General features: G+C 65.2%; 21 protein-coding genes. 7 read left to right on the top strand and 14 right to left on the bottom strand.

Going from position 1 to position 21,218, the window contains the following annotated elements; genetic code table 11:
* The first annotated feature begins 39 nt into the window (after positions 1–39).
* Entirely contained in the window at positions 40–417 is a 378-nt protein-coding gene (locus tag GEV39_RS09860) for a response regulator (protein WP_009686481.1), read from the top strand.
* Positions 418–465: 48 nt separating this feature from the next.
* On the opposite strand, the gene GEV39_RS09865 is transcribed toward GEV39_RS09860, so the two are convergent.
* Genes GEV39_RS09865 through GEV39_RS09875 form a run of 3 tightly spaced genes read right to left on the bottom strand, consistent with a single transcriptional unit; the run spans position 466 to position 3,105 of the window.
* Positions 466–1,047 carry a TetR/AcrR family transcriptional regulator gene (locus tag GEV39_RS09865; protein ID WP_173888602.1) on the bottom strand — a complete coding sequence of 194 codons (582 nt, stop codon included), beginning with the start codon at positions 1,045–1,047 and terminating at the stop codon, positions 466–468.
* A 12-nt stretch (positions 1,048–1,059) separates the two neighbouring features.
* Complete coding sequence (locus GEV39_RS09870) at positions 1,060–1,908, bottom strand: 3-hydroxybutyryl-CoA dehydrogenase (protein ID WP_173888603.1); 849 nt, start codon at positions 1,906–1,908, stop codon at positions 1,060–1,062.
* Between the two features lie 12 nt (positions 1,909–1,920).
* Complete coding sequence (locus tag GEV39_RS09875) at positions 1,921–3,105, bottom strand: acetyl-CoA C-acyltransferase family protein (RefSeq protein WP_173888605.1); 1,185 nt, start codon at positions 3,103–3,105, stop codon at positions 1,921–1,923.
* A gap of 170 nt (positions 3,106–3,275) precedes the next feature.
* Between GEV39_RS09875 and GEV39_RS09880 the strand changes: the two genes are divergently transcribed.
* Positions 3,276–4,286 carry an AraC family transcriptional regulator gene (locus GEV39_RS09880; protein WP_173888607.1) on the top strand — a complete coding sequence of 337 codons (1,011 nt, stop codon included), beginning with the start codon at positions 3,276–3,278 and terminating at the stop codon, positions 4,284–4,286.
* Positions 4,287–4,331: 45 nt separating this feature from the next.
* On the opposite strand, the gene GEV39_RS09885 is transcribed toward GEV39_RS09880, so the two are convergent.
* On the bottom strand, positions 4,332–4,772 hold the full coding sequence (locus GEV39_RS09885) for a carboxymuconolactone decarboxylase family protein (RefSeq protein ID WP_173888608.1): 441 nt from the start codon (positions 4,770–4,772) through the stop codon (positions 4,332–4,334).
* Between the two features lie 199 nt (positions 4,773–4,971).
* Between GEV39_RS09885 and GEV39_RS09890 the strand changes: the two genes are divergently transcribed.
* Positions 4,972–6,165 carry a CynX/NimT family MFS transporter gene (locus GEV39_RS09890; RefSeq protein WP_173888610.1) on the top strand — a complete coding sequence of 398 codons (1,194 nt, stop codon included), beginning with the start codon at positions 4,972–4,974 and terminating at the stop codon, positions 6,163–6,165.
* Here GEV39_RS09890 and pdxR read toward each other — a convergent pair.
* The 6 genes from pdxR to glcD all read right to left on the bottom strand — a co-directional run bounded on the left by pdxR (position 6,158) and on the right by glcD (position 12,333).
* A complete protein-coding gene (gene pdxR, locus GEV39_RS09895) occupies positions 6,158–7,591 on the bottom strand; it encodes a MocR-like pyridoxine biosynthesis transcription factor PdxR (RefSeq protein WP_173888612.1) in 1,434 nt (477 codons plus the stop codon). The two genes, GEV39_RS09890 and pdxR, sit on opposite strands and share 8 nt — an antisense overlap.
* Positions 7,592–7,675: 84 nt before the next feature.
* A complete protein-coding gene (locus tag GEV39_RS09900; protein ID WP_173888614.1) occupies positions 7,676–8,014 on the bottom strand; it encodes a hypothetical protein in 339 nt (112 codons plus the stop codon).
* Between the two features lie 131 nt (positions 8,015–8,145).
* Positions 8,146–8,544 carry a GlcG/HbpS family heme-binding protein gene (locus GEV39_RS09905; protein ID WP_029887045.1) on the bottom strand — a complete coding sequence of 133 codons (399 nt, stop codon included), beginning with the start codon at positions 8,542–8,544 and terminating at the stop codon, positions 8,146–8,148.
* A complete protein-coding gene (glcF, locus tag GEV39_RS09910) occupies positions 8,537–9,772 on the bottom strand; it encodes a glycolate oxidase subunit GlcF (RefSeq protein ID WP_173888616.1) in 1,236 nt (411 codons plus the stop codon). Before glcF ends, GEV39_RS09905 begins: the two co-directional genes overlap by 8 nt.
* 9 nt (positions 9,773–9,781) lie before the next feature.
* Positions 9,782–10,834 carry a glycolate oxidase subunit GlcE gene (glcE, locus tag GEV39_RS09915; protein ID WP_173888618.1) on the bottom strand — a complete coding sequence of 351 codons (1,053 nt, stop codon included), beginning with the start codon at positions 10,832–10,834 and terminating at the stop codon, positions 9,782–9,784.
* Positions 10,834–12,333 carry a glycolate oxidase subunit GlcD gene (gene glcD / locus GEV39_RS09920; RefSeq protein WP_173888619.1) on the bottom strand — a complete coding sequence of 500 codons (1,500 nt, stop codon included), beginning with the start codon at positions 12,331–12,333 and terminating at the stop codon, positions 10,834–10,836. Before glcD ends, glcE begins: the two co-directional genes overlap by 1 nt.
* A gap of 195 nt (positions 12,334–12,528) precedes the next feature.
* Between glcD and glcC the strand changes: the two genes are divergently transcribed.
* On the top strand, positions 12,529–13,293 hold the full coding sequence (gene glcC / locus GEV39_RS09925) for a transcriptional regulator GlcC (RefSeq protein ID WP_054911744.1): 765 nt from the start codon (positions 12,529–12,531) through the stop codon (positions 13,291–13,293).
* Positions 13,294–13,353: 60 nt separating this feature from the next.
* On the opposite strand, the gene GEV39_RS09930 is transcribed toward glcC, so the two are convergent.
* Complete coding sequence (locus GEV39_RS09930; RefSeq protein WP_009686497.1) at positions 13,354–13,671, bottom strand: DUF2388 domain-containing protein; 318 nt, start codon at positions 13,669–13,671, stop codon at positions 13,354–13,356.
* Between the two features lie 189 nt (positions 13,672–13,860).
* On the opposite strand from GEV39_RS09930, the gene GEV39_RS09935 reads away from it, so the two are divergent.
* The gene (locus GEV39_RS09935; RefSeq protein ID WP_009686498.1) at positions 13,861–14,493 is read left to right on the top strand and encodes a glutathione S-transferase family protein; all 633 of its coding nucleotides are present in this window, start codon (positions 13,861–13,863) and stop codon (positions 14,491–14,493) included.
* A 61-nt stretch (positions 14,494–14,554) separates the two neighbouring features.
* On the opposite strand, the gene mrdA is transcribed toward GEV39_RS09935, so the two are convergent.
* Positions 14,555–16,450 (bottom strand): penicillin-binding protein 2, encoded by a 1,896-nt coding sequence (mrdA, locus tag GEV39_RS09940; protein WP_173888621.1) that lies wholly within the window; start codon positions 16,448–16,450, stop codon positions 14,555–14,557.
* 560 nt (positions 16,451–17,010) lie between these two features.
* Between mrdA and GEV39_RS09945 the strand changes: the two genes are divergently transcribed.
* Both GEV39_RS09945 and GEV39_RS09950 read left to right on the top strand, forming a co-directional pair.
* On the top strand, positions 17,011–18,348 hold the full coding sequence (locus tag GEV39_RS09945; protein ID WP_173888623.1) for an MFS transporter: 1,338 nt from the start codon (positions 17,011–17,013) through the stop codon (positions 18,346–18,348).
* Between the two features lie 56 nt (positions 18,349–18,404).
* Positions 18,405–19,145 (top strand): GntR family transcriptional regulator, encoded by a 741-nt coding sequence (locus GEV39_RS09950; RefSeq protein WP_009686503.1) that lies wholly within the window; start codon positions 18,405–18,407, stop codon positions 19,143–19,145.
* Here GEV39_RS09950 and GEV39_RS09955 read toward each other — a convergent pair.
* Positions 19,125–20,075, bottom strand: a complete 951-nt coding sequence (locus GEV39_RS09955; RefSeq protein WP_173888625.1) for a PDR/VanB family oxidoreductase — start codon at positions 20,073–20,075, stop codon at positions 19,125–19,127. The two genes, GEV39_RS09950 and GEV39_RS09955, sit on opposite strands and share 21 nt — an antisense overlap.
* 12 nt (positions 20,076–20,087) lie before the next feature.
* The gene (locus GEV39_RS09960; RefSeq protein ID WP_173888627.1) at positions 20,088–21,155 is read right to left on the bottom strand and encodes an aromatic ring-hydroxylating dioxygenase subunit alpha; all 1,068 of its coding nucleotides are present in this window, start codon (positions 21,153–21,155) and stop codon (positions 20,088–20,090) included.
* Positions 21,156–21,218: the final 63 nt, after the last annotated feature.

Here is a 21,218-nt window from a genome sequence, read left to right on the forward strand (position 1 = left end):
GGTCTGATGGCCAACTGGAAGAATTTTCAAGGCGTTAACATGAGTGAAGATGCACAAGACGTAGTGCTGGTGGTCGAGGACGAACCAGCGATACGCATGATTCTGCGGGACTACCTGGCGGGCGAGGGTTACCACGTGCTGGTCGCCGAGGACGGTGAACAGGCGTTCGCCATTCTGGCCAGCAAGCCGCACCTGGACCTGATGGTGACCGACTTCCGCCTGCCGGGTGGGATCTCCGGGGTGGAAATTGCCGAGCCGGCGGTGAAGCTGCGGCCCGACCTGAAAGTGATCTTCATCAGCGGCTACCCCGCCGAGATCCTAGAGTCCGGTAGCCCGATCACCCGCAAGGCACCGATCCTGGCCAAGCCGTTCGACCTGGATACCTTACACGAGCAGATCCAGGCATTGCTGCGCTGATACCCATCAAGGCCCTGTCGCCGTTGCGCGGTGCAGGGCCGGTGCTGATCAACGCAAGGTCCGCTCCAGCCCGCCCAGCAACATGCTCTCCATCAGCCCCAGCGCTTGCGCTTCAGGCACTGCCTGCAGCGCCTCGGGCAATTGGTTCAGCAGCGTTGCAACCACCTGCGCCGTGGCCACGAAGGCTTGCCCCTGCAGCTTCGCCTGCGGCGCGATCAGCCGCAACAGCCCGGCCTCATAACGCCCGCGCAATTGCCTCAGGCGCGCCTGCTGGGCCTCGCTCAGGCAACAGAAGTCACGCTCAGCCAAACGAAACTGCAGCGGCCGTTCGGCATGCAACTGCCAATGCGCCGTGATCAGGCAGTTCAAGGCTGAAGCGCCGCGGGCCATGGCCCGCCGCCCCTGGTCCAGCAGGGCCTGCAACTCCTCGTACAGTTCCTCGATCAAGTCGAACAGCAGGTCCTGCTTGCTGGGAAAATGGTGGTACAGCGAGCCTGCCGTCAGCCCGACATGCGCGGCCAATTCGCGCATGCTGACCTGGCCAAAACCTTTTTCGGCAAACAGCGCCATGGCCTGTTCACGTCGCTCTTCGAAATTGGCACAACGCATCGCGGCATTGATCGGGGGCATGGCGCTTGAGCCTCAGTAGGTGAAGAAGCCGCGGCCGCTCTTGCGCCCCAGCCAGCCGGCCGCCACCATTTCCTTGAGCAGCGGGGCAGGGCGGTACTTGCTGTCGTTGAAGCCCTCATGGAAGGCCTCCATGATCGCCAGCAAGGTGTCCAGGCCGATCAGGTCGGCCAGCGCCAGCGGGCCGATCGGCTGGTTGCAGCCAAGGCGCATGCCGGTGTCGATGTCCTCGGCGCTGGCCAGTCCTTCCTGGCGCACGAATATCGCCTCGTTGATCATCGGCACCAGGATGCGATTGACCACGAAGCCCGGCCGGTTGCCAGCAGTGATCGGCGTCTTGCCCAGCTTTTCAGTCACCAGCAATGCCTGGGCGTAGGTACTGTCGCTGGTCTGCAGGCCACGAATGATCTCGACCAGCGCCATCATCGGCACCGGGTTGAAAAAGTGCACGCCAATGAAGCGTTCAGGGTGCTCGATGCTGGCGGCCAACTGGGTCACCGACAGCGATGAGGTATTGGTCGCGATCAGGCAATCGGCGGTCACGTTGATTGCCACCTGCTGCAGGATGCGTTGCTTGAGCTGCAGGTTCTCGGTGGCCGCTTCGATCACCATCTGCATCGTTGCCAGCTGGCCATAGTCGGTGCTGGTGCGGATCCGGGTTCTGGCGGCCGCTGCCTGCTCGGCGGCGAGGGTCCCTTTGCTGACCTGGCGCTCGAGGTTCTTGCCCAGCGTTGCCACACCGCGCTCCAAGGCGGCGTCGGCCACGTCCACCAGCAACACCTGGTAGCCTGCCACCGCGCACACTTGGGCGATGCCGTTGCCCATGGTGCCGGCGCCGATCACGGCGATCTGTTCAATGTTCATCTTTCAGTTCCCTCAAACCCGCTCGAAGACCACGGCGATGCCTTGGCCACCACCAATGCACATGGTGGCCAGGGCGTAGCGGCCCTGAATGCGCTGCAATTCATGGATGGCCTTGGTGGCGATGATCGCCCCGGTGGCACCCACCGGGTGGCCCAGGGAAATGCCCGAACCGTTGGGGTTGACCTTTTCCGGGTCGAAGCCCAGTTCGCGGGCCACCGCGCAAGCCTGGGCGGCGAAGGCTTCGTTGGACTCGATCACGTCCAGGTCTTGCACCTTCAGGCCGGTCTTTTCCAGCACTTTGCGGGTGGCCGGGATCGGCCCCAGGCCCATCAACTCGGGCTCCACCCCGGCATGTGCGTAGCCTACCAGCCGGGCCAGTGGCTTGAGGCCCAGGCGCCGCACCGCGTCACCGCTGGCCAGCACCAGGCCAGCAGCGCCGTCGTTGATGCCACTGGCGTTGCCGGCAGTGACGGTGCCGTCTTTCTTGAATACCGGTTTCATGCCGGCCAGTTGCTCGGCGGTGACCTCACCGCGCACATGCTCATCGACACTGAATTGCACGCTGCCTTTGCGGGTTTTGAGTTCCAACGGCACGATCTGGCTGGTGAAGCGGCCCTCGGCAATGGCGCGAGCGGCCCGGCGCTGGCTGGTCAGGGCCAGCTCGTCCTGCATTTCGCGGGTAATGCCCTGGCTGGCCGAGACGTTCTCGGCGGTGATGCCCATGTGGAAGTGCTGGAAGGGGTCGTGCAATACCCCGACGGTGTAGTCGATGCCTTGCAAGTCACCCATCCGCGCGCCCCAACGCGCCTGCGGCAGCAGGTAAGGGCCGCGGCTCATGGACTCGGCGCCAGCGGCAATGGCCACGTCGGTGTCGCCCAGCAGCAGCCCTTGGGCTGCCGAAACAATGGCCTGCAGGCCCGAGCCACACAGGCGGTTGACATTGAATGCCGGCGTTTCCTTGGGGATGCCGGCGTTCATGGCCGCAACCCGCGCCAGGTAGGCATCACGGGGTTCGGTAGGGATCACCGTGCCCATTACCACGTGGCCGACCTGTTCGGCGGCCAGCCCCGAGCGCTCGATGGCGGCGCGGGTGATGGCGCTGGCCAGGTCGGCCAGCGGCAGGTCCTTGAGGGAGCCCCCAAAGCCACCGATGGCTGAACGGACGGCACTGACGACGTAGATTTCTGCGCTGCTCATAGAGGCTCCGATTGCATAGGCATGGCGGGACTGGGCCAGGCTCTGCGAGAATGGCCGGCGAGGTCCCGAAGTGGGTCCGAGTCTAGGCAAAGGCTCTGTTGCAGCCTATGCCGGAACTGTTCAAACAACCTGGCACTTTTTGCCACTCAGCATAGACAGCGAACACCGCCATGCGCGATAGCGATTCGGTCGCCGTGTACTTCCTCAACGCCATGCTGCATGCGCTGCGCGATTGCCCCGCCGAGCGTGACGCGCATTTGCGTGCGGTGGGCATCGACCCGCACCTGCTCGACCAGCCGCAGGCGCGGGTGCCGGCCCGGGCCTTTGCCGAGCTGTGGCTGGCAATGATCCGGCGCCTGGACGATGAGTTCTTCCGCCTCGACAGCCATGGCATGCCGTTGGGCAGTTTCGCCCTGATCTGTCGGGGCCTGATCCTGGAACCCAACTTGGAAAAGGCCCTACGCCAGTGCCTGGCAGGCTTTGGCCTGTTCCTGCACGATCTGCGCGGCAGCCTGACCGTGCGCGGTGGGCGGGCGCTGATCAGCGTGCAGTCGAGCATCGCCGACCCGTTGACGCGGGTGTACGCCGAGGAAACCTACCTGGTGCTGATGGTCGGCCTGCTGTGCTGGCTGGGCGGGCGCAGGGTGGCGATTGACCGGACCGAACTGGCAGTGGCACGCCCAGCCCAGGAGGATGACCTGCTGTTGTGGGGGCCGGACCTGCGCCTGGGCAGCGGGCGTACCGAGGTGGAGTTCGACAGTGCCTGCCTGCGCCTGCCGGTGGTCCAGGACGTGGCGGCACTGAAAACCTTCCTGCACAGCGCACCGCAGGGGCTGGTAATCCGCTTTCGCAACCAGAACGGCCTGGTGGCCGAGGTGTACCGGCATTTACGGGCGCGGGGCTATGGACAGTGGCCAACGTTGGCGTCGCTGGCACAGCAGCAGGGTATCAGTGCCAGCACCTTCCGCCGGCAGTTGGAGCGCGAGGGGCGCTCCTACCAGCAGATCAAGGACGAGGTACGCCGGGCGATGGCTTTCGAGCGCTTGCGCGAAGGCGTGTTGAGCATTGCCGAGATCGCCGAGCAGGCCGGCTTTCAGGAGCCCAGCGCGTTCCACCGGGCGTTCAAGAAATGGACCGGGCAGAGCCCCGGTAGCTACCGCGCGCGATTGGCCGGGCGCTGATCTTGGCCAGTGCCGACCCTGGCGCGGGTGCCACCGCGCCAACACTCAGCCCGCCGGCACCATGGCGAAGCCCACCCCGAAGCGGTTCCAGGCATTGATGGTGGCGATCGCCAAGGTCAGGTTGACCACCTCGGCCGGCTCGAAGTGCTGCAGCAGGGCTTCGTATTCGTCCTGCGGCGCACCCTGTTCAGGCAGGCGGGTAAGGCTCTCGAGCCAGGCCAGTGCTGCCCGTTCACGCGGGGTGAAGTAGGCGGTTTCCTGCCACACGCACAGTGTTTGCAGGCGTGCCTCGGTCTCACCGGCCTTGCGCGCATCGTTGGCATGCAGGTTGACGCAATAGGCGCAGCCGTTGATCTGCGAGGCGCGCAGGCGTACCAGTTCCAGCAACGAGTTTTCCAGGCCGCACCTGGCCAGCGCCTGTTCCAGGCCGACCATGGCTTTGTAGGCTTCGGGCGCGTGCTTGGCCCATTCGATACGGTTGTGCATGGCTGTCTCCAATGAGGATGTGGGGGGTGATGGCGCTACTGTAGCGCCGCTGATTGGCCACCCCGATAGCCAATTGCACGCTTGCGCAGGAGGCCAATGTCATTCAGCTGGCCACTGACAGGCATCCAATCTCTTCATTTCTGCGTAGCCAGCCAAGCCGGGATAATGGTCGACCTTGCACGAAGAGAAACGAACGACCATGAGACCTGCGCTGAATCTGTTGCTGGTGATGTTGCTGGCCCTGAACTTGCGGCCGATCCTGACCAGTATCGGCCCCTTGCTTGAGCCCATGCGCGCCAGTACCGGCCTGGGCTACCAGCAGGCAGCCCTGCTGACCGCATTGCCGGTGCTCTGCATGGGCCTGGTGCCGTTGCTGCAGCCGTGGCTACGGCGCTGGCTCAGCGAGCATGGCGGTATGCTGGGTGGCCTGGCGGCGATTGCCGTGGCTTGCCTGTGGCGCCTGCAGTTGGACAGTGCCTGGGCACTGATCGCCAGTGCGGTAGTCGCTGGCCTGGGCGTGGCGGTGGTACAGGGCATGATGCCGGGGCTGGTGAACCGCTGGTTCCCCCGCCGCCTGGCGGCGGCCATGGGCCTGTATTCGGCGGCGCTGATGAGTGGTGGTGGCCTGGCGGCAGTGCTGGGCCCGCACATCAGTGCGCACTTCGGCCACTGGCAGGCCGGCCTGGGCCTGTGGGCGGTGCCGGCCGTGCTGGCGTTGCTGGCCTGGGCCGTGCTGCGGCCCCGCCATGGCACAGCGAAGCTGGCAGGGGCATCCAGTGGGCACTGGTTCAGCACGCGCCGTGCCTGGTTGCTGGCCCTGTACTTCGGCTTGATCAATGGCGGCTACACCAGCATGGTGGCGTGGTTGCCGGCCTACCACACCGAACACGGCGGCAGCGCCCAGGGTGGCGCCGACCTGGTGGGCCTGATGACCATTTTCCAGGTGGCCGGTGCGCTCGGCTTGCCGCTGTTGCTGCGCCGCTATGCTGACCGGCGCCCCGGTTTGTGCCTGGCGCTGGCAATTCAGCTGGTCGGCTTTCTCGGCCTGCTACTGGCCCCCACCGTGGCCCCGGGGCTATGGGTGGCGCTGATCGGTTTCGGCCTGGGCGCTTGCTTCAGCCAGTGCCTTACGCTGACCCTGGAGCATTTGCAAACGCCGGCCGAGGCGGGCAGTTTGGCGGCATTTGTGCAGGGCATCGGCTTCATCATTACCGGGGTCGTGCCCTACATCACCGGTTGGCTGCGGGATGTCAGTGGTGACTTCCAGGCGTCGTGGACACTGTTGACGGTCACCGTGCTGGCCATGCTGTGGGTCACCACTTTTTTCAACCCGCGCGGTTACTCGGCCGCCATCGCCCGCCCGGCAACCGGCAAGGCGGCACCGGTCAGTTGAGGTGCTGCAGGGTGTCGCGCACGCGATCCAGTGCGGGGTCGATATCCAGCAGTTCAATGGCACCGAACCCCATCAGCAAGCCCTGCCGCGCAGGCGCCTCGCTGAAGAACGGCGCCAGTGGGTATAGGCCGACCTCGACCTTGCGCGCCAGGTTGGCCAGCAATTCCACGTCGACCCCTGGTCTGGCCAAAGCGCTCAGATGAAAGCCGGCGCTGGCTGGAACCGCGCTGAACCAAGGGGCCAGGTCGCCATGCAGGCGCGCCAGAATGCGCTCGCGGCGTGCGCTGTAGACCTCGTGGCAACGGCGAATGTGCTTGTGCAGGTGGCCCTCGCCAAGGAAGCGCGCCAAGGCCCACTGCAGCAAGCTGGGGCTGTGCCAGTCGCTGAGGTGCTTGGCCACGCAGGCGGCTTGCAGTACGGCAGGAGGCAGCACGGCGTAGCCCAGGCGTAGCTCAGGCAAAAGGGTCTTGGAAAACGTGCCCACGTAGGCCACCAGCCCCTGTCGGTCCAGGCGCTGCAAGGCATCCGCAGCGGGCCCGTGGTAGCGGAATTCACAGTCGTAGTCGTCTTCGATGATCAGCGCCCCCAGCTGCGCAGCCCGCGCCAGCAGTGCGTACCGGCGCGCCTCGCTCATCGGCATGCCCAGCGGGAACTGGTGCGATGGCGTGACATAGATCAGCCGGGTGCCGTCGGCGATGTGCTCCACGCACAGGCCTTGGTCGTCGACCGGTACCGACTGCAGCTGCGCGCCCAGGGCCAGGAACAGCTGCCGTGCCGGTGGGTAACCGGGGTCTTCCATGGCCACCTGGCAACCTGGCTCGACCAGCACGCGGGCGATCAGGTCCAGGGCCTGCTGGGCGCCGTTGCACACGAGCAGGTCGGCTGCGCTGCAGTGCACGCCACGGGTGTAGGCGATGTGGTGGGCGATGGCCTGGCGTAGTTCAGGCAAACCCTGGGCCGTAAAATGCCGTTCGGGGTGGCGCTGGCTGCGCCGCAGGGCGTAGTTCAGGCAACTGCGCCACTGGTCGAAGGGGAATTGGGCCTTGCTCGATACGCCGCCGATGAAATCGTAGCGTGAAGGGGCCTGCGCCTGGCGTTGGCTGAGCACCGTGGCGCGCGCTTGCCAGCGTTCGAGCGATGCACTGGCGGCCAGGGCGATGGCGGCAGGTTCGCTGCTGCGCAGCGGCTGGCGCGGAGTCACGAATGTACCACGGCCCACCACACCGCTGAGCAGGTTGTCGTAGGTCAGGCGTGAGTAGGCTTCGGCTACCGTCTTGCGCGACACACCCAGTTGTTCGGCCAGCAGACGGGTGGGTGGCAGCTGGGTACCCGCTGCCAGGTGGCCACTGTCGATGCCAGCGCGCAATTGCTGGTAAAGCTGGTCGGTGAGGCCTTTGCGGCCATCCAGGCGAATGTGCAGTTCCATGGAGCGGTCCGGAGCAGGGGTGCCCACAGGATAGCGGATTGGCTGCGCCGTGTGCCCCGGGCCGCGAGCCTTGCGCAACGGCTGTCAGAGCCGGGCGGTGCTGATGGTGATGTAGCCTTTGCCCGCCAGCGCAATGCGTATCTGGGTTTCGTCTGTGGCCGCCTTGCGGTTGCGCTTGATGCATACGCCGTCGATTGCCGCCGCGCGCATGTGCTCGGCAATGGCGCGCCCGTTCGGGTCGAAAAGCACCTCGCTGGCCAGCAGCTCGATGCGCTCGATCAGCAAACGGGTCTGTTCGTCTGTAGCGCAGAAGAACATCACACCCGACAGGTGAGGGTCTTCATCAGGGTTGCTGATGTCATGGGCGAGCATTTCGCGCAGGCTGCTGCGCAGTTCGGCAATGGAGCGTGCGTACGGGTGCATGCGGCGTTTCCCCTGGCTGGTCATGCTGCGCCGATCTTGTTTTCTCAACGCTGAGGCGGCAAGTAAGACGCGTCCGAACATTTTGTAGGGGAATTCTGAGTCTGCCCGAGTGGCAACCCGCTGTGCAGCCTTCACAAGGCTGCTGCGCCCGCCTTGGCCACTTGTGCGTCCTGGTCGGGCTTGACCCCCGACACGCCAATGGCACCCACCACCTGGCCCTGCACCTGCAGCGGTACACCGCCCTCCAGGCAGGTCAGCAGCGGTGCGGTGACGAACGCGGTGCGCCCGCGATTGACCATGTCTTCGTAGTCCCGGGTTTCCTTGCGCCCCAGCGCCGAGGTGCGGGCCTTTTCCATGGCAATGTAGGCACTGGCTGGCGCACAGCCATCCAGACGCTGCAGGGCCAGAGGGTGCCCGCCGTCGTCGACCACCACGATGGTCACAGGCCACTGTTCGGCCAAGGCATGCTGGCGCGCAGCCTCAAGTACACGGGTAACCTCGGCCAGGCCGATCACGGGTTTGCTATGCATGGGCGTTCTCCGGCCGCAAGGCGGCTTCGACGATTTCCACCCAGTGCCTGACGGGGGTGCGCCCTGCACCGGCGAGGTGGGTCTGGCAGCCGATGTTGGCCGTGGCGATGATGTGCGGCTTGCCGCTTTCCAGCGCGTTCAGGCGGTTGTCGCGCAGTTGCAGGGCCAGGTCCGGCTGGGTCAGCGAATAGGTGCCCGCCGACCCGCAACACAGGTGGCCATCGGGCACCGCGGTCAGGGTGAAGCCCAGGCGGGTCAGCAAAGCCTCCACCGCCCCGCCCAGTTTCAGGGCATGTTGCAGGGTGCATGGGCAGTGAAAGGCCAGGCGCTGTTCAGCGCACAGGCCCAACTGCTCGACGGGCTCTGCAGCCAGCACCTCCACCAGGTCGCGGGCCAGCGCGCTGACGCGCGCCGCCTTGGCTGCGTACTGGCGGTCTTGTGCCAGCAGGTGGCCGTAGTCGCGCACGAACGCGCCGCAGCCACTGGCCGTTTGCACGATGGCTTCGGCACCCGCCTCGATGGCGGGCCACCAGGCGTCGATGTTGCGCCTTGCACGCTGCAGGCCCTGCGCCTGGGCGTTGAGGTGGTAGTCCACAGCGCCACAGCAGCCTGCCTGGCGGATCGGCTGCACACTGATCCCTAGCCGGTCGAGCAGGCGCGTGGCAGCGGCGTTGGTATTGGGCGAGAACGCCGCCTGCACGCAGCCTTCGAGCATCAGTAACCGGCGTGCATGGCGCGGCGCCGGGCGCTCGCCGGGCGGTGTCACCGATGCCGGCAGCTTGCCCTTGAGCGTGGCCGGTAGCAGCGCTCGCAGGGCCTGGCCGCTGCGGGTCAGCGCCTTGAACAGTGCCGGGCGTGGTACCACTGCGCGCAGGCCCTGGCGCAGCAGGCGCTGGCCGAGTGGTCGCGGCACCTGCTGCTCGGCCACGGCGCGGCCAATGTCCAGCAGGTCGTGGTAGCGCACCCCGGACGGGCAGGTGGACTCGCAGTTACGGCAGCTCAGGCAACGGTCCAGGTGCAGTTGGGTGCTGGCGCTGACCGGCTCGCCTTCGAGCATCTGCTTGATCAGGTAGATACGGCCGCGCGGGCCATCCAGTTCGTCACCCAGCAACTGGTAGGTGGGGCAGGTGGCGGTGCAGAAACCACAGTGCACACAGGCGCGCAGGATGCTTTCGGCTTCGTCGGCGCGGGGCAGGCGGCGGGCGCTTTCGCTGAGGTTGGTTTGCATGGTCTGGCCTCACAGGTCCGGGTACAGTCGGCCGGGGTTGAATACCCCCTGGGGGTCGAGCTGTTGCTTGAGCGCCTGGTGGTAGCGCATCAGCGCAGCGGGCAGTGGCGGGCTGCTGGCCGCACCGGGGGTGTAGGCGGTCGCGTGGCCGCCCACCCTGGCAACGGCCTCGCGAATGTTGTGCGCCTCCGCGTCAGACTTGAGCCAGCGCTGGGCCCCGCCCCAGTCGATCAATTGCTCGCCGGGCAATGCCAGCTCGCCGCAGGCAATGGGTACCGATAGCCGCCACAGCGGGGCGGGGCCGTTGAAAAAGGCCATGCGCTGTTCGCGCAGGTCGTTCCAGAACCGGCTGTCCAGCGCCTCACCGCCCAGCCGCAGGCGCGCCGATTGCACCGAACCCTCGCCGCCTTCCAGGCGCAGGTACAGGGCATCGCCGTGGTGGCAGGCGGCACTGATCGGCAGCGGCTGCTGGCCCCATTCGGCCAGTTCGGCCAACGCCTCGTAGCGGCCCATCGGCAGCCGCAGGCTGAGGCACTGGCGCGGGCGTGGCAGCACCTTCAGCGAAACCTCGGTCAACAAGCCCAGGCAACCGAAGCTGCCCGCCATCAGGCGCGACACATCGTAGCCAGCGACATTCTTCATGACCTCGCCGCCAAAGCGCAGCAGCTTGCCGTGGCCGGTAATCACGCGTGTACCCAGTACGTAATCGCGCACCGACCCCGCCCAGGGCCGCCTGGGGCCGGACAACCCGGCCGCGACCATGCCGCCTAACGTCGCATCAGGCCCCAGGTGGGGCGGTTCGCACGGCAGCATCTGGCCGGCCTGGTGCAGCGCTGCCTCGATTTCGCGCAGCGGCGTGCCAGCGCGGGCGGTCAGCACCAGTTCGGTCGGGTCATAGCTGACGATGCCCCGGTGGCGGCGGGTGTCCAGCACTTCAGCCACCACCGGGTTGCCGAGCATGGCCTTGCTGCCGCTACCCTGAATGCGCAGTGCCGTCCCTTGGTTCAGCGCCTGGTTTACCTGTTCGAGCAGGGCCTGGCTGTCGTCGTGGTCCATGCTCATCAGAAACGCTCCAGCTCGGGAAAAGGCAGTTGCCCGTGGTGCACGTGCAACGCGCCGAATTCGGCGCAGCGGTGCAAGGTGGGGATGTTCTTGCCGGGGTTGAGCAGGCCTTGTGGGTCGAACGCAGCCTTCACCGCATGGAACAAGGTGATTTCGTCGCTGTTGAACTGTGCGCACATCTGGTTGATCTTTTCCCGGCCGACCCCGTGTTCACCCGTGATGCTGCCGCCCACGGCCACGCACAGTTCGAGAATCTTGCCGCCGATGGCCTCGGCGCGCTCCAGTTCACCCGGCAGGTTGGCATCGAACAGGATCAGCGGGTGCATGTTGCCGTCGCCGGCATGGAACACATTGGCCACGCGCAGGCCGTATTCGCTGGACAAGTCGCTGATGCCTTTCAGCACGCGCGGCAGCTCGCGGCGTGGGATGGTGCCGTCCATGCAGTAGTAGTCGGGTGAAATGCGCCCCACGGCCGGGAAGGCATTCTTGCGCCCGGCCCAGAAACGCACCCGCTCGGCCTCGTCGCAGGCCAGCCGCACGTCGCGGGCGCCGGCTTGCGCCAGCACGGCCGCGACCCGTTCGCAGTCAGCGTGCACATCGGCCTCGACACCGTCCAGCTCGCACAGCAGGATGGCCGCCGCCTCCACCGGGTAGCCCGCGTGGATGAAGTCCTCGGCGGCGCGGATCGCCAGGTTGTCCATCATCTCCAGGCCGCCGGGGATGATCCCGGCAGCAATGATCTGGGCCACGGCGCGGCCGGCATCCTCGACACTGTCGAAGCTCGCCAGCAGTACCCGTGCGACTTGCGGCTTGGGCAGCAGCTTGACGGTCACTTCGGTGACGATGCCGAGCATGCCTTCGGAGCCGGTGAACAACGCCAGCAGGTTGAAGCCAGGGCAGTCGAGGGCATCGCTGCCAAGGGTCAGGCGTTCACCCTCGACGGTGAGTATTTCGACCTTGAGCAGGTTGTGCACGGTCAGGCCGTACTTCAAACAGTGCACGCCGCCGGCGTTTTCAGCCACGTTGCCGCCGATGGAGCAGGCTATTTGCGAAGAGGGGTCAGGTGCGTAGTACAGGCCATGGGGGGCTGCAGCCTGGGAAATGGCCAGGTTGCGTACCCCGGGCTGCACCCGGGCGAAGCGACCCTGCGGGTTGACCTCCAGGATGCGGTTGAAGCGCGCCATGACCAGCAGAATGCCCTTGGCCAGTGGCAGGGCGCCACCGGACAGGCCGGTGCCGGCGCCACGCGCCACTACCGGTACGCCGCGTTGGTGACACAGTTTGAGCAGCGTCTGCACCTGCTCCAGGCGTTCGGGCAGAACGACCAGCAACGGTACGGTGCGGTAGGCCGACAGGCCGTCGCACTCGTAGGGCTTGAGGTCTTCTTCGCGGTGCAAAACCTGCAGGTCTGGCAGGGCAGCCTGCAATGCCTGCAACAGCGCCTCGCGGTCAATGCTGGGCAGCGCACCATCGACGCGTTCGTTGTAGAGAATGGTCATTGGCTCACTCGGCAACGGTTTTTATTGTTGTTGGCAAAGCGGTCACGCTTGCAGCCTGCGCGCGGTGCTAGTCTGGGTCGAGTGGGTCCGCCACTGGTCCTACCAGTTTTTCGGCTGGGTACTGGCCGTTGGTGGCCTGGCTTGGCTAGATTGCAGGCGGGTGTGCAAGTGGTCCTACCAGCAGGAGGGTGCGCAATGGCGAATGAGGGCAGGGCGAAGGTGGCCGACCAGGTGGCCGAGCGGGTCGAGCGGCTGATTGTCGAAGGCGTGCTCAAGGTGGGCCAGGCATTGCCTTCGGAGCGGCGGCTTGTCGAGAAGCTGGGGTGTTCGCGCTCTGCACTGCGTGAGGGGCTGCGGGTGCTGCGCGGGCGGGGCATCATCGACACCGAGCACGGGCGCGGCTCCTTTGTCGCCGACCTCACCGGGCAGGCGGGCCACACGCCGTTGATGCATCTGTTCAGCTCACAGCCGCGCACATTGTTCGACTTGCTGGAAGTGCGCGCCTTGCTGGAGGCCGAATCTGCCCGGCTGGCAGCTTTGCGCGCCACCGACGTGGACCGCTTGCTGATCCGCCGCCGTTATGAGGACATGCTGGCGGCACACCAGGCCGCCGAGGCCATCGATGCCCGTGAGCATGCCCGCCGCGACCACGCGTTCCATCGGGCGATCAGCGAGGCCTCGCACAACCCGGTGCTGGTACACACCCTGCAATCGCTGAGCGATCTGACGTTGAGCACAGTGTTCGCGTCGGTCAACAACCTGTACTGCCGGCCGGCGCAGAAACGCCAGATCGATCGCCAGCATGCACGCTTGTATCACGCGGTGATGGAGCAGTTGCCGGAACAGGCCCAGCGCGCGGCGCGCGAGCACATCAACGGCATTCGCGACAGTTTGCGGGAGATCGAACAGGAGGACCAGCGCCTGGTCAGGGCGACCATGCGTATGGATGGTTGGGGGTGAGCCGAACCTGCACCGGCCCCTGCGTGGGTAGATTCACGCAGAGGCGGGTGCAAGTCTGATTCAACGATCAGCGATGCGGTCATCCTGCGACAGAATGGCCCTGGCCAGCTCTTCGTCGTCGGCCTGTAGCCCTGGGTGGTCCTTGCGGGCCTGTTCCAGTGCGGCTTCGACATAAGCGCCGCGAATCGCACCCCCACTGGCAACGAATGCGGAAAGCTCGTCGCGGGCTGGAATGATGCGTTTGTCATCTTTGAAGGTGGAATACAGCGAAGCGGAAACACCGGCCGAGGTGGCGACGTCGCCCGCATCGACGCGGGCCAGTGCGGCACCGGCAGGCAGCAGGAGCAGCAGCGCAGGGGCGATGAGTAGGTGGCGCATGTCGTGTTCTCCAGAAGGGTGAAGCCCAAGGAATAAACCACTCAGAGGTTAAGAAAGCATCAGTGTGAAAGTAGTTCCGTTGTTCGTTGGCAGAATGCATGCCCGCAGGTGGTACCGGGCATTGACCGCCTCGCGGTGCGCGTGGTCTGCTCTGCCATTCGCTCATCACAGCCACCGCAAGGTTCGCCCATGCCTGACTACAAGCTGCATTGCTTCGCCGAATCCGGCAACGCCTACAAGGCCGCGCTGATGCTGCAATTGACTGGCCAGAACTGGCAGCCGGTGTTCGTCGATTTCTTCAACGGCCAGACCCGCGAGCAAGCCTGGCGCGATGAGGTCAATGAACAGGGTGAGGTGCCGGTGCTGGAGCACGCTGGCAAGTCCTTGACCCAGTCTGCGCTGATTCTGGAGTACCTTGCGCAGCAGACCGGGCAATTCGGCCCCCGCGACGCGGACGAAAAGCGCGAAATCTGGCGCTGGATGCTGTTCGACAACCATAAGTTCACCAGCTATTACGCGGCGCTGCGTTTCCTGTTCTGCCTGAAGAACACGGGCGAAACCGACGTGACGCAGTTCTTGCGCGAGCGTGCCACCGCCGCGTACCGCATTGTCGATGCCCATCTGGCGAAGGCCCCGTTCATGGTGGGCGGGCGGTTGACCATCGCCGACCTGTCGCTGGCGGGGTATGTGTTCATGCCGGAGGACACCGGTATGGCGTTGGCCGAATTCACCCACATCGAGGCATGGAAGGCACGCATCCAAGCCATGCCAGGGTGGAAGCACCCCTACGAGCTGATGCCTCGTACCGGTGGGCAGCACTGAGGGCACGGGGCTGCTCTGGGCTTGAAGCACGGGCCCGCTCAGCCAGCAGGCCCGCGCAGCATCAGGTATGCGGCGTAGTGCGCGGTGGCACGGCACCCGCATACTCGGGCTTCAGGTGCCCCTGTTCGTCCAGCAGGTAGGCGTCCATCACTTCACGCACCACAGGCCCCGCCACCCGGCCACCGGCTTCGCCGTTCTCGATCATCACTGCCACCACCACGGCCGGGTGGTCAGCCGGGGCAAAACCGACGAACAGGGCATTGTCGCGGTGCCGTTCCAGTGTCTTGTCACGGTTGTAGCGCTCACCCTGCTTGATCGCCACCACCTGTGCGGTGCCGCTTTTGCCGGCAATCCGGTACTGCGCACCGGCCGCGGCCGCACGGGCGATACCCCGCGGGTCGTGCATGACCATTTGCATACCCTGGCTGACCTGGTCCCAGGCGTGCTTGTCATGCAGCACGATGTCGGGCATTGGGTGGGGGTCGACCGGTGCATCGCCGCCTACGGTCATGGCCAGGTGCGGGCGGTGCCACACGCCCTTGCTGGCCAGCAGGCTGGTGGCCTGTGCCAGCTGCAACGGGGTGACCTGCATGTAGCCCTGGCCGATGCCAAGGATCAGTGTTTCGCCAGGGAACCAGGCCTGGCGCCGGGTGGCCCGTTTCCATTGGGCCGAAGGCATCAGGCCGGCGGCTTCTTCGAACATGTCCAGCGACACCTTCTGGCCCAGACCGAACTCCGCCATGTAGTCGTGCAGGCGATCAATGCCCAGTTTGTGCGCCAGGTCGTAGAAGTAGGTGTCGTTGGAGCGCATGATGGCTGTGTACATGTCTACCCAGCCGTCACCGCTGCGGTTCCAGTTGCGGTATTTGTGGGCATAGTTGGGCAGCTCGTAGTAGCCCGGGTCGAACACCCGGCTGCCGGGGGTGATCACGCCGCTGTCGAGGCCGGCGATGGCCACTTCCGGCTTCACCGTCGAGCCGGGCGCGTACAGGCCGCGCAGCACGCGGTTGAACAGTGGGCGGTCGATCGAATCGCGCAATTGTGCGTACTGCTTGAAGCTGATGCCCTTGACGAAGAGGTTGGGGTCGAAGCTGGGGTTGCTGACCATGGCCAGCACATCACCATTGGCCGGGTCCAGCACCACCACCGAGCCACGGCGGTCGCCCAGGGCCTTTTCTGCAGCGACTTGCAGGCGGGCGTCCAGCGTCAGCATGATGTCCTGCCCGGGTGTCGGGGCCTTGTGGTTGAGCACGCGCATCACCCGGCCCTGGGCGTTGGTCTCGACTTCCTCATAGCCCACATGGCCATGCAGCTGGCTTTCGTAGAAGCGCTCGATGCCGGTCTTGCCAATCGACTGGGTGCCCCGGTATTCGGTGCTGTCGAGCACCTTGGCTTCCTTCTCGTTGATGCGCCCCACGTAACCAACCGAATGGGCAAAATGCGCGCCCAGCGGGTATTCGCGGATGAACTGTGGTTCGACCTCCAGGCCCGGCAGCCGGAACTGGTTGACCGCCAACAGGGCGATCTGCTCTTCGCTCAGCCCCACTATCAAAGTGACCGGCTCGAACGGCTTGCGGCCCCGACGCAGGTCCTTGTCGAACTGCTTGCGGTCGTCCTCGTTCAGCCCCAGTACCTGGGTCAGGGTATCGAGCACCTTGGCCGAATTGCCGCCGGTCCGCTCGCGGGTGATGGTCAGGTCGAAGCTGGGCTTGTTGTCGGCCAGCACCACGCCGTTGCGGTCGTAGATAAGCCCGCGCTCTGGGGCGATGGGCAGCACATGCACGCGGTTGTTTTCCGACACGGCACTCTGCTGGTCGTGCTGCAGCACCTGCAGCACATAGAGCCGACCCACCAGCACGGCACACAGGCTGAAGACCAGGGCGGCGCAGGCCAGAAGCCGGCGGTTGACCAGGTGCTTTTCCTTTTCGTGGTCCTTGAGGGGGATAGGTTGCGGCATTCGGGGCTCTTTTATGCGGGTTACGCGCCAATGTGCAGGCGCGCGAACGGGCGGGGGATGCTACGCAACCCACCCGGCAGCCTCAAGCCGGGTGGTGGCTGGCGGTAGCCTGGCTTGCGCTGTGCGCCGCATGGTCAGGGCGCTGGGGCGCTATATGAAGATTTGTTCATAGCGCCGGGTGCGATGACAGGCCTATGCGGTAATGCCGTGATCGATATGGATCCATGTACTGAATCTGTTCGATAAACGAACGCGAATTAACGGTAATCATGAATATGTAAAGTATTGATAATTATGATTTAAATTTTGATTTTTGGCTGATCAGAATGTCATCACCGGCCTGAGCCGTGCTTGGGTTAGCCCCATGGATTGTTTGTGGATCCATTATTTGTTTGATTAGCGCCTGACATCGGCTGGAGGCCTCCAGCCTGATGCGCCGACAACTACAAGAAGGGTTCAGTCATGAATGGCTTTTCCAGGGTATGGAACCGTCAGGGTTCCTTGCGCTTTGCCTGCGCGTGCGTTGCCGTTGTGCCACCTGCAAAGCGGCAGGTGGCGCTATGAATACCGACCTCAAGCAGTGCCTGGACAACGACCCGATGGGGCGCTTTCAGTGCCTGGCCATCGGCATATGCATCCTGCTCAACATGATCGACGGCTTCGACGTGCTGGTCATGGCCTTTACCGCTGCCTCGGTGTCTGCCGAGTGGAACCTCAACGGGGCGCAGGTGGGCTTGCTGCTCAGTGCCGGCCTGTTCGGCATGGCGGCGGGCTCACTGTTCATCGCACCCTGGGCTGACCGCTTCGGGCGGCGCCCGCTGATCCTGCTGTGCTTGGTGCTGTCGGGGGTCGGCATGCTGCTCTCGGCGTTGAGCCAGAGCCCGATGCAACTGGCCCTGTTGCGTGGGCTGACGGGCCTGGGCATTGGCGGCATCCTGGCCAGCAGCAACGTCATTGCCAGCGAATATGCCAGCAAACGCTGGCGCGGCCTGGCGGTCAGCCTGCAGTCCACCGGCTATGCCCTGGGGGCAACCCTGGGCGGTTTGCTGGCGGTGTGGCTGCTGGGGCAGTGGGGGTGGCGGTCGGTGTTTCTGTTCGGCGGTATCGTCACCGTCTGCGTGTTACCGCTGGTCTGGTTGTGGTTGCCGGAGTCGCTGGACTTTCTGCTGGCACGCCGGCCAGCCAACGCCCTGGTGCGGGTCAATCGCTTGGCGGTAAGGCTAGGCCACCCGGCACTGGCGCAACTGCCAGCGCTTGCGGCCAGGGTGCCGGGCAGTGCCAGCGGTTTCCGGCAACTGTTGGCGCCGGCCATGCGCCGGACCACGCTGGTGATCTGGTTGCTGTTCTTCCTGGTCATGTTCGGTTTCTACTTCGTCATGAGCTGGACCCCGAAGCTGCTGGTGGCGGCCGGGCTGTCCGCGCAGCAAGGCATTACGGGCGGTGTTCTGTTGAGCGTGGGCGGCATCCTCGGCGCGGCGCTGATCGGCGGGCTGGCCTCGCGCTGGCCGCTTACCCGCGTGCTGGCGCTGTTCATGCTGACCACTGCGGCGCTGCTGGTGCTGTTCGTGGCCAACGGGGCCTCGGCCAGCGCGGCATTGGCCCTGGGCCTGTTGATCGGGCTGTTCGCCAACGGCTGCGTGGCCGGCTTGTATGCCTTGTCGCCGGTGGTCTACGACGCATCGGTGCGCGCCACCGGCGTGGGGTGGGGCATCGGCATCGGGCGTATGGGCGCCATTGTGTCGCCCACCGTGGCGGGTGTGCTGCTCGATGGCGGCTGGCAGCCGCTGCACTTGTATGGGGTGTTTGCCAGTGTGTTCGTGCTGGCGGCGGGGTGCCTGCTACTGCTACGCGCACCCAGGCCGGCCCCAGTGGCGGTCAGCGATGCGCTGAGCCACTGACTACTCGAGCCTGGCTTGCGCTAAGATGCCGGCTCGTTTCCCTGGAAGTTGCCTGGATGAGCAAGCCCGGTCAAATGGTGCTGGTCGCGTTGCGCAAGATGATCGCCTCAGGCGAGCTGGCGGCCGGCGAGCGTCTGATGGAAGTTCCCACTGCCGAACTGTTCGGCGTTTCACGCATGCCGGTGCGCATGGCCTTTCGCACGCTCGAACAGGAAGGCCTGCTGGTCCGCTTCGGCGGCCGGGGCTTTCAAGTGCGTTCGGTGAGCGCCGATGACATTGCCGGTGCAGTCGAGGTGCGCGGTGTGCTCGAAGGCCTGGCCGCCCGCCAGGCTGCCGAGCGCGGCTTGGCCGCGCCGGCCCGTGCGGCACTACAGCAGTGCCTGATAGAGGGCGACCAGCTGTTCGACAAGGGCTTCGTGACCGAAGAAGACCTGCAGGCCTACCACGATCTGAACATGCGCTTTCACCAGGTGATCATCGAAGCCAGCCACAACCCGGCCATTACCGTGGCGCTGGCGCGCAACGACCACCTGCCATTCGCCTCGGTCACGGCGCTGGCGGTAGACCGCCACGACCTGGCCCGTGAATACCGGCGCTTCAACTTCGCCCACATGCAGCACCATGCCGTGTTCGATGCCCTGGTCAACCGCCAGGGTGCCCGCGCCGAAGCGATCATGCGCGAGCATGCCAACGCAACCTTGCGCTATGCCGAAACCTTCGGCGCAAACGCCTCGGGCACCGGCATGCAGGTGATCCTCCCCAGCGCGCTGGCCGCTTCAGATATCCAGCACCAGTAACGGTGTTTTCGCGCGCGAGCAGCAAGGCGTGAACTGATCGTTGAGGGCTTGTTCCTCTTCGGTCAGGAACAGGTCGCGGTGGTCTGGCGTGCCCTGCAGTACGCGGGTCAGGCACGTGCCGCAAATACCTTGCTCGCACGACATGGCGATCTCGATGCCGTTTTGCTCCAGTACCTGTACCACGGTCTGGTCGGCTGGCACCTCGAACACCTGGCCGGTGCTGTTGACCTGTACCGAGAAACTGCCGTCGTTGCTGGCGTCCACGGGTGCGGCTGCGAAATACTCGCGGTGCAGGTTGGCCTCCTGCCAGCCCAGCTCCCTGGCGCTGCCCAGCACATGCTGCATGAACCCGCCCGGCCCGCACACATACAGGTGCACGTCAGCTTGCGGGTTGCCCAGCACCTGGCGAGCGTCAAGCGCCGTTTCCGGCTGCTGGTCAAAATGCATGAACAAGCGGTCGGCAAAGGGCGCGTTGCGGATACGCTCGACGAACGCGGCACGCTCACTGGAGCGGGCGCAGTAATGCAACTCGAAATCATGGCCACTGTGGGCCAACTGCTCGGCCATGCACAGGATCGGGGTAATGCCGATGCCGCCGGCAAACAGCAGGCTGCGCCGCGCCCCATCGGCCAGCGGGAACAGGTTGCGCGGCGCACTGATTTGCAGCCGTGCGCCGACCTGCACCTGCTCGTGCAGGCTGCGTGAGCCGCCCCGCGAAGCCGGGTCATGGAGTACGCCGATCAGGTACCGGTGGCGCTCATGCGGGTGGTTGCACAGCGAATACTGGCGCACCAGGCCATCGGGCAGGTGCACGTCAATGTGGGCCCCGGCGCTGAATGCAGGCAGCAGGCTGCCATCTGCCGAGGCCAGTTCGAAACTGCAGATACCCTGCGCTTCATCGCTACGGGATACCACGATGGCATCGATCATGTCGTTGGCTCCTCAGGCAGGGGTGGCGCTGGTGGCGATCAATTGCGGCTGTGCTGCACGCTCTTTGGCGATGATCCGCTCCAGCACCTTGCGCGATTGCACGCCACCGGCATCGATGTTCAGCTTCAGCAGATTGCGCCCAGGGTTGGCCAGCAGGTTTTGTTGCTGGCGCTCGAGCATTTCCAGGTCCTCGCTGAAAATCCTGCCCTGGCCCTCGCGGATGTCGGCGGTCAGGTTCTGGTCGTGCGCGGCAAAATTGCGCGTCATGCCCCAGAAGTACCAGATCGAGGTGTCGCTTTCCGGGGTGATGAAGTCGACCACGATGCTCGCGGCCTTGTGCTGCGCTGCAGCGTGGTAGCCACCCTTGCCGGCATGTGCCACACCCACTTCGATCAAAACGTGGCTGGGTGGGGTGAAGCGGCAGATTTGCCAGCGGTCCACCGGTACATCGTCGGCCAGGCCGTTGCCGCGCAGTGCCATGCGCCAGAAGGGCGGGGCCATGATGTTTTCCATGTGCCGGGCGGTGACCACTTCGTCGCCGGTGACGGTGGTGACGGGCGGGGCGTCGTCGATTTCCTTCTGGCCGATGCTGGAGGCATGCACGTAGGTTTCGTGGGTCAGGTCCATGAGGTTGTCGATCATCAGGCGATAGTCGCAGCCAATGTGGAACAGCCCTCCGCCGTAGGCCCACTCTTCATTGTCTGCCCATTCCAGGTGCGGGATAAGCCCTGGGTCGGCCTGCGCCTGGTCGCCAGGCCAGACCCAGATGAAGCCATGGCGCTCCACGACCGCATACGCCTTGTTGCACGGAAAGCCGCGAACGCGCTGGCCAGGCATCGACACCGTCTTGCCGTCGCAGCCCATGACCAGGCCGTGATAGCCGCAGACCAGGTTGCCGTCCTCCACGTAGCCCAGGGATAACGGCGCCCCTCGGTGCGGGCAGAAGTCCTCGACAGCGGCTACGCGGTTGTGCTGGCCACGGTAAAACACGATTTTTTCGCCGCAGATCTGTCGGCCCAAGGGCTTGTCGGCAATTTCGTCAGGGGTGCAGGCAACGTACCAGGTGTTTTTCGGGTACATGAAGGCTCTCCAGGTTTTGTTTTTATTTAATGGATCCATTAGAGCCATATGTGCGTGCGCGGT

The sequence above is a fragment of the Pseudomonas sp. NY5710 genome, assembly GCF_013305665.1.
In the GTDB taxonomy this organism is placed as follows: domain Bacteria; phylum Pseudomonadota; class Gammaproteobacteria; order Pseudomonadales; family Pseudomonadaceae; genus Aquipseudomonas; species Aquipseudomonas juntendi.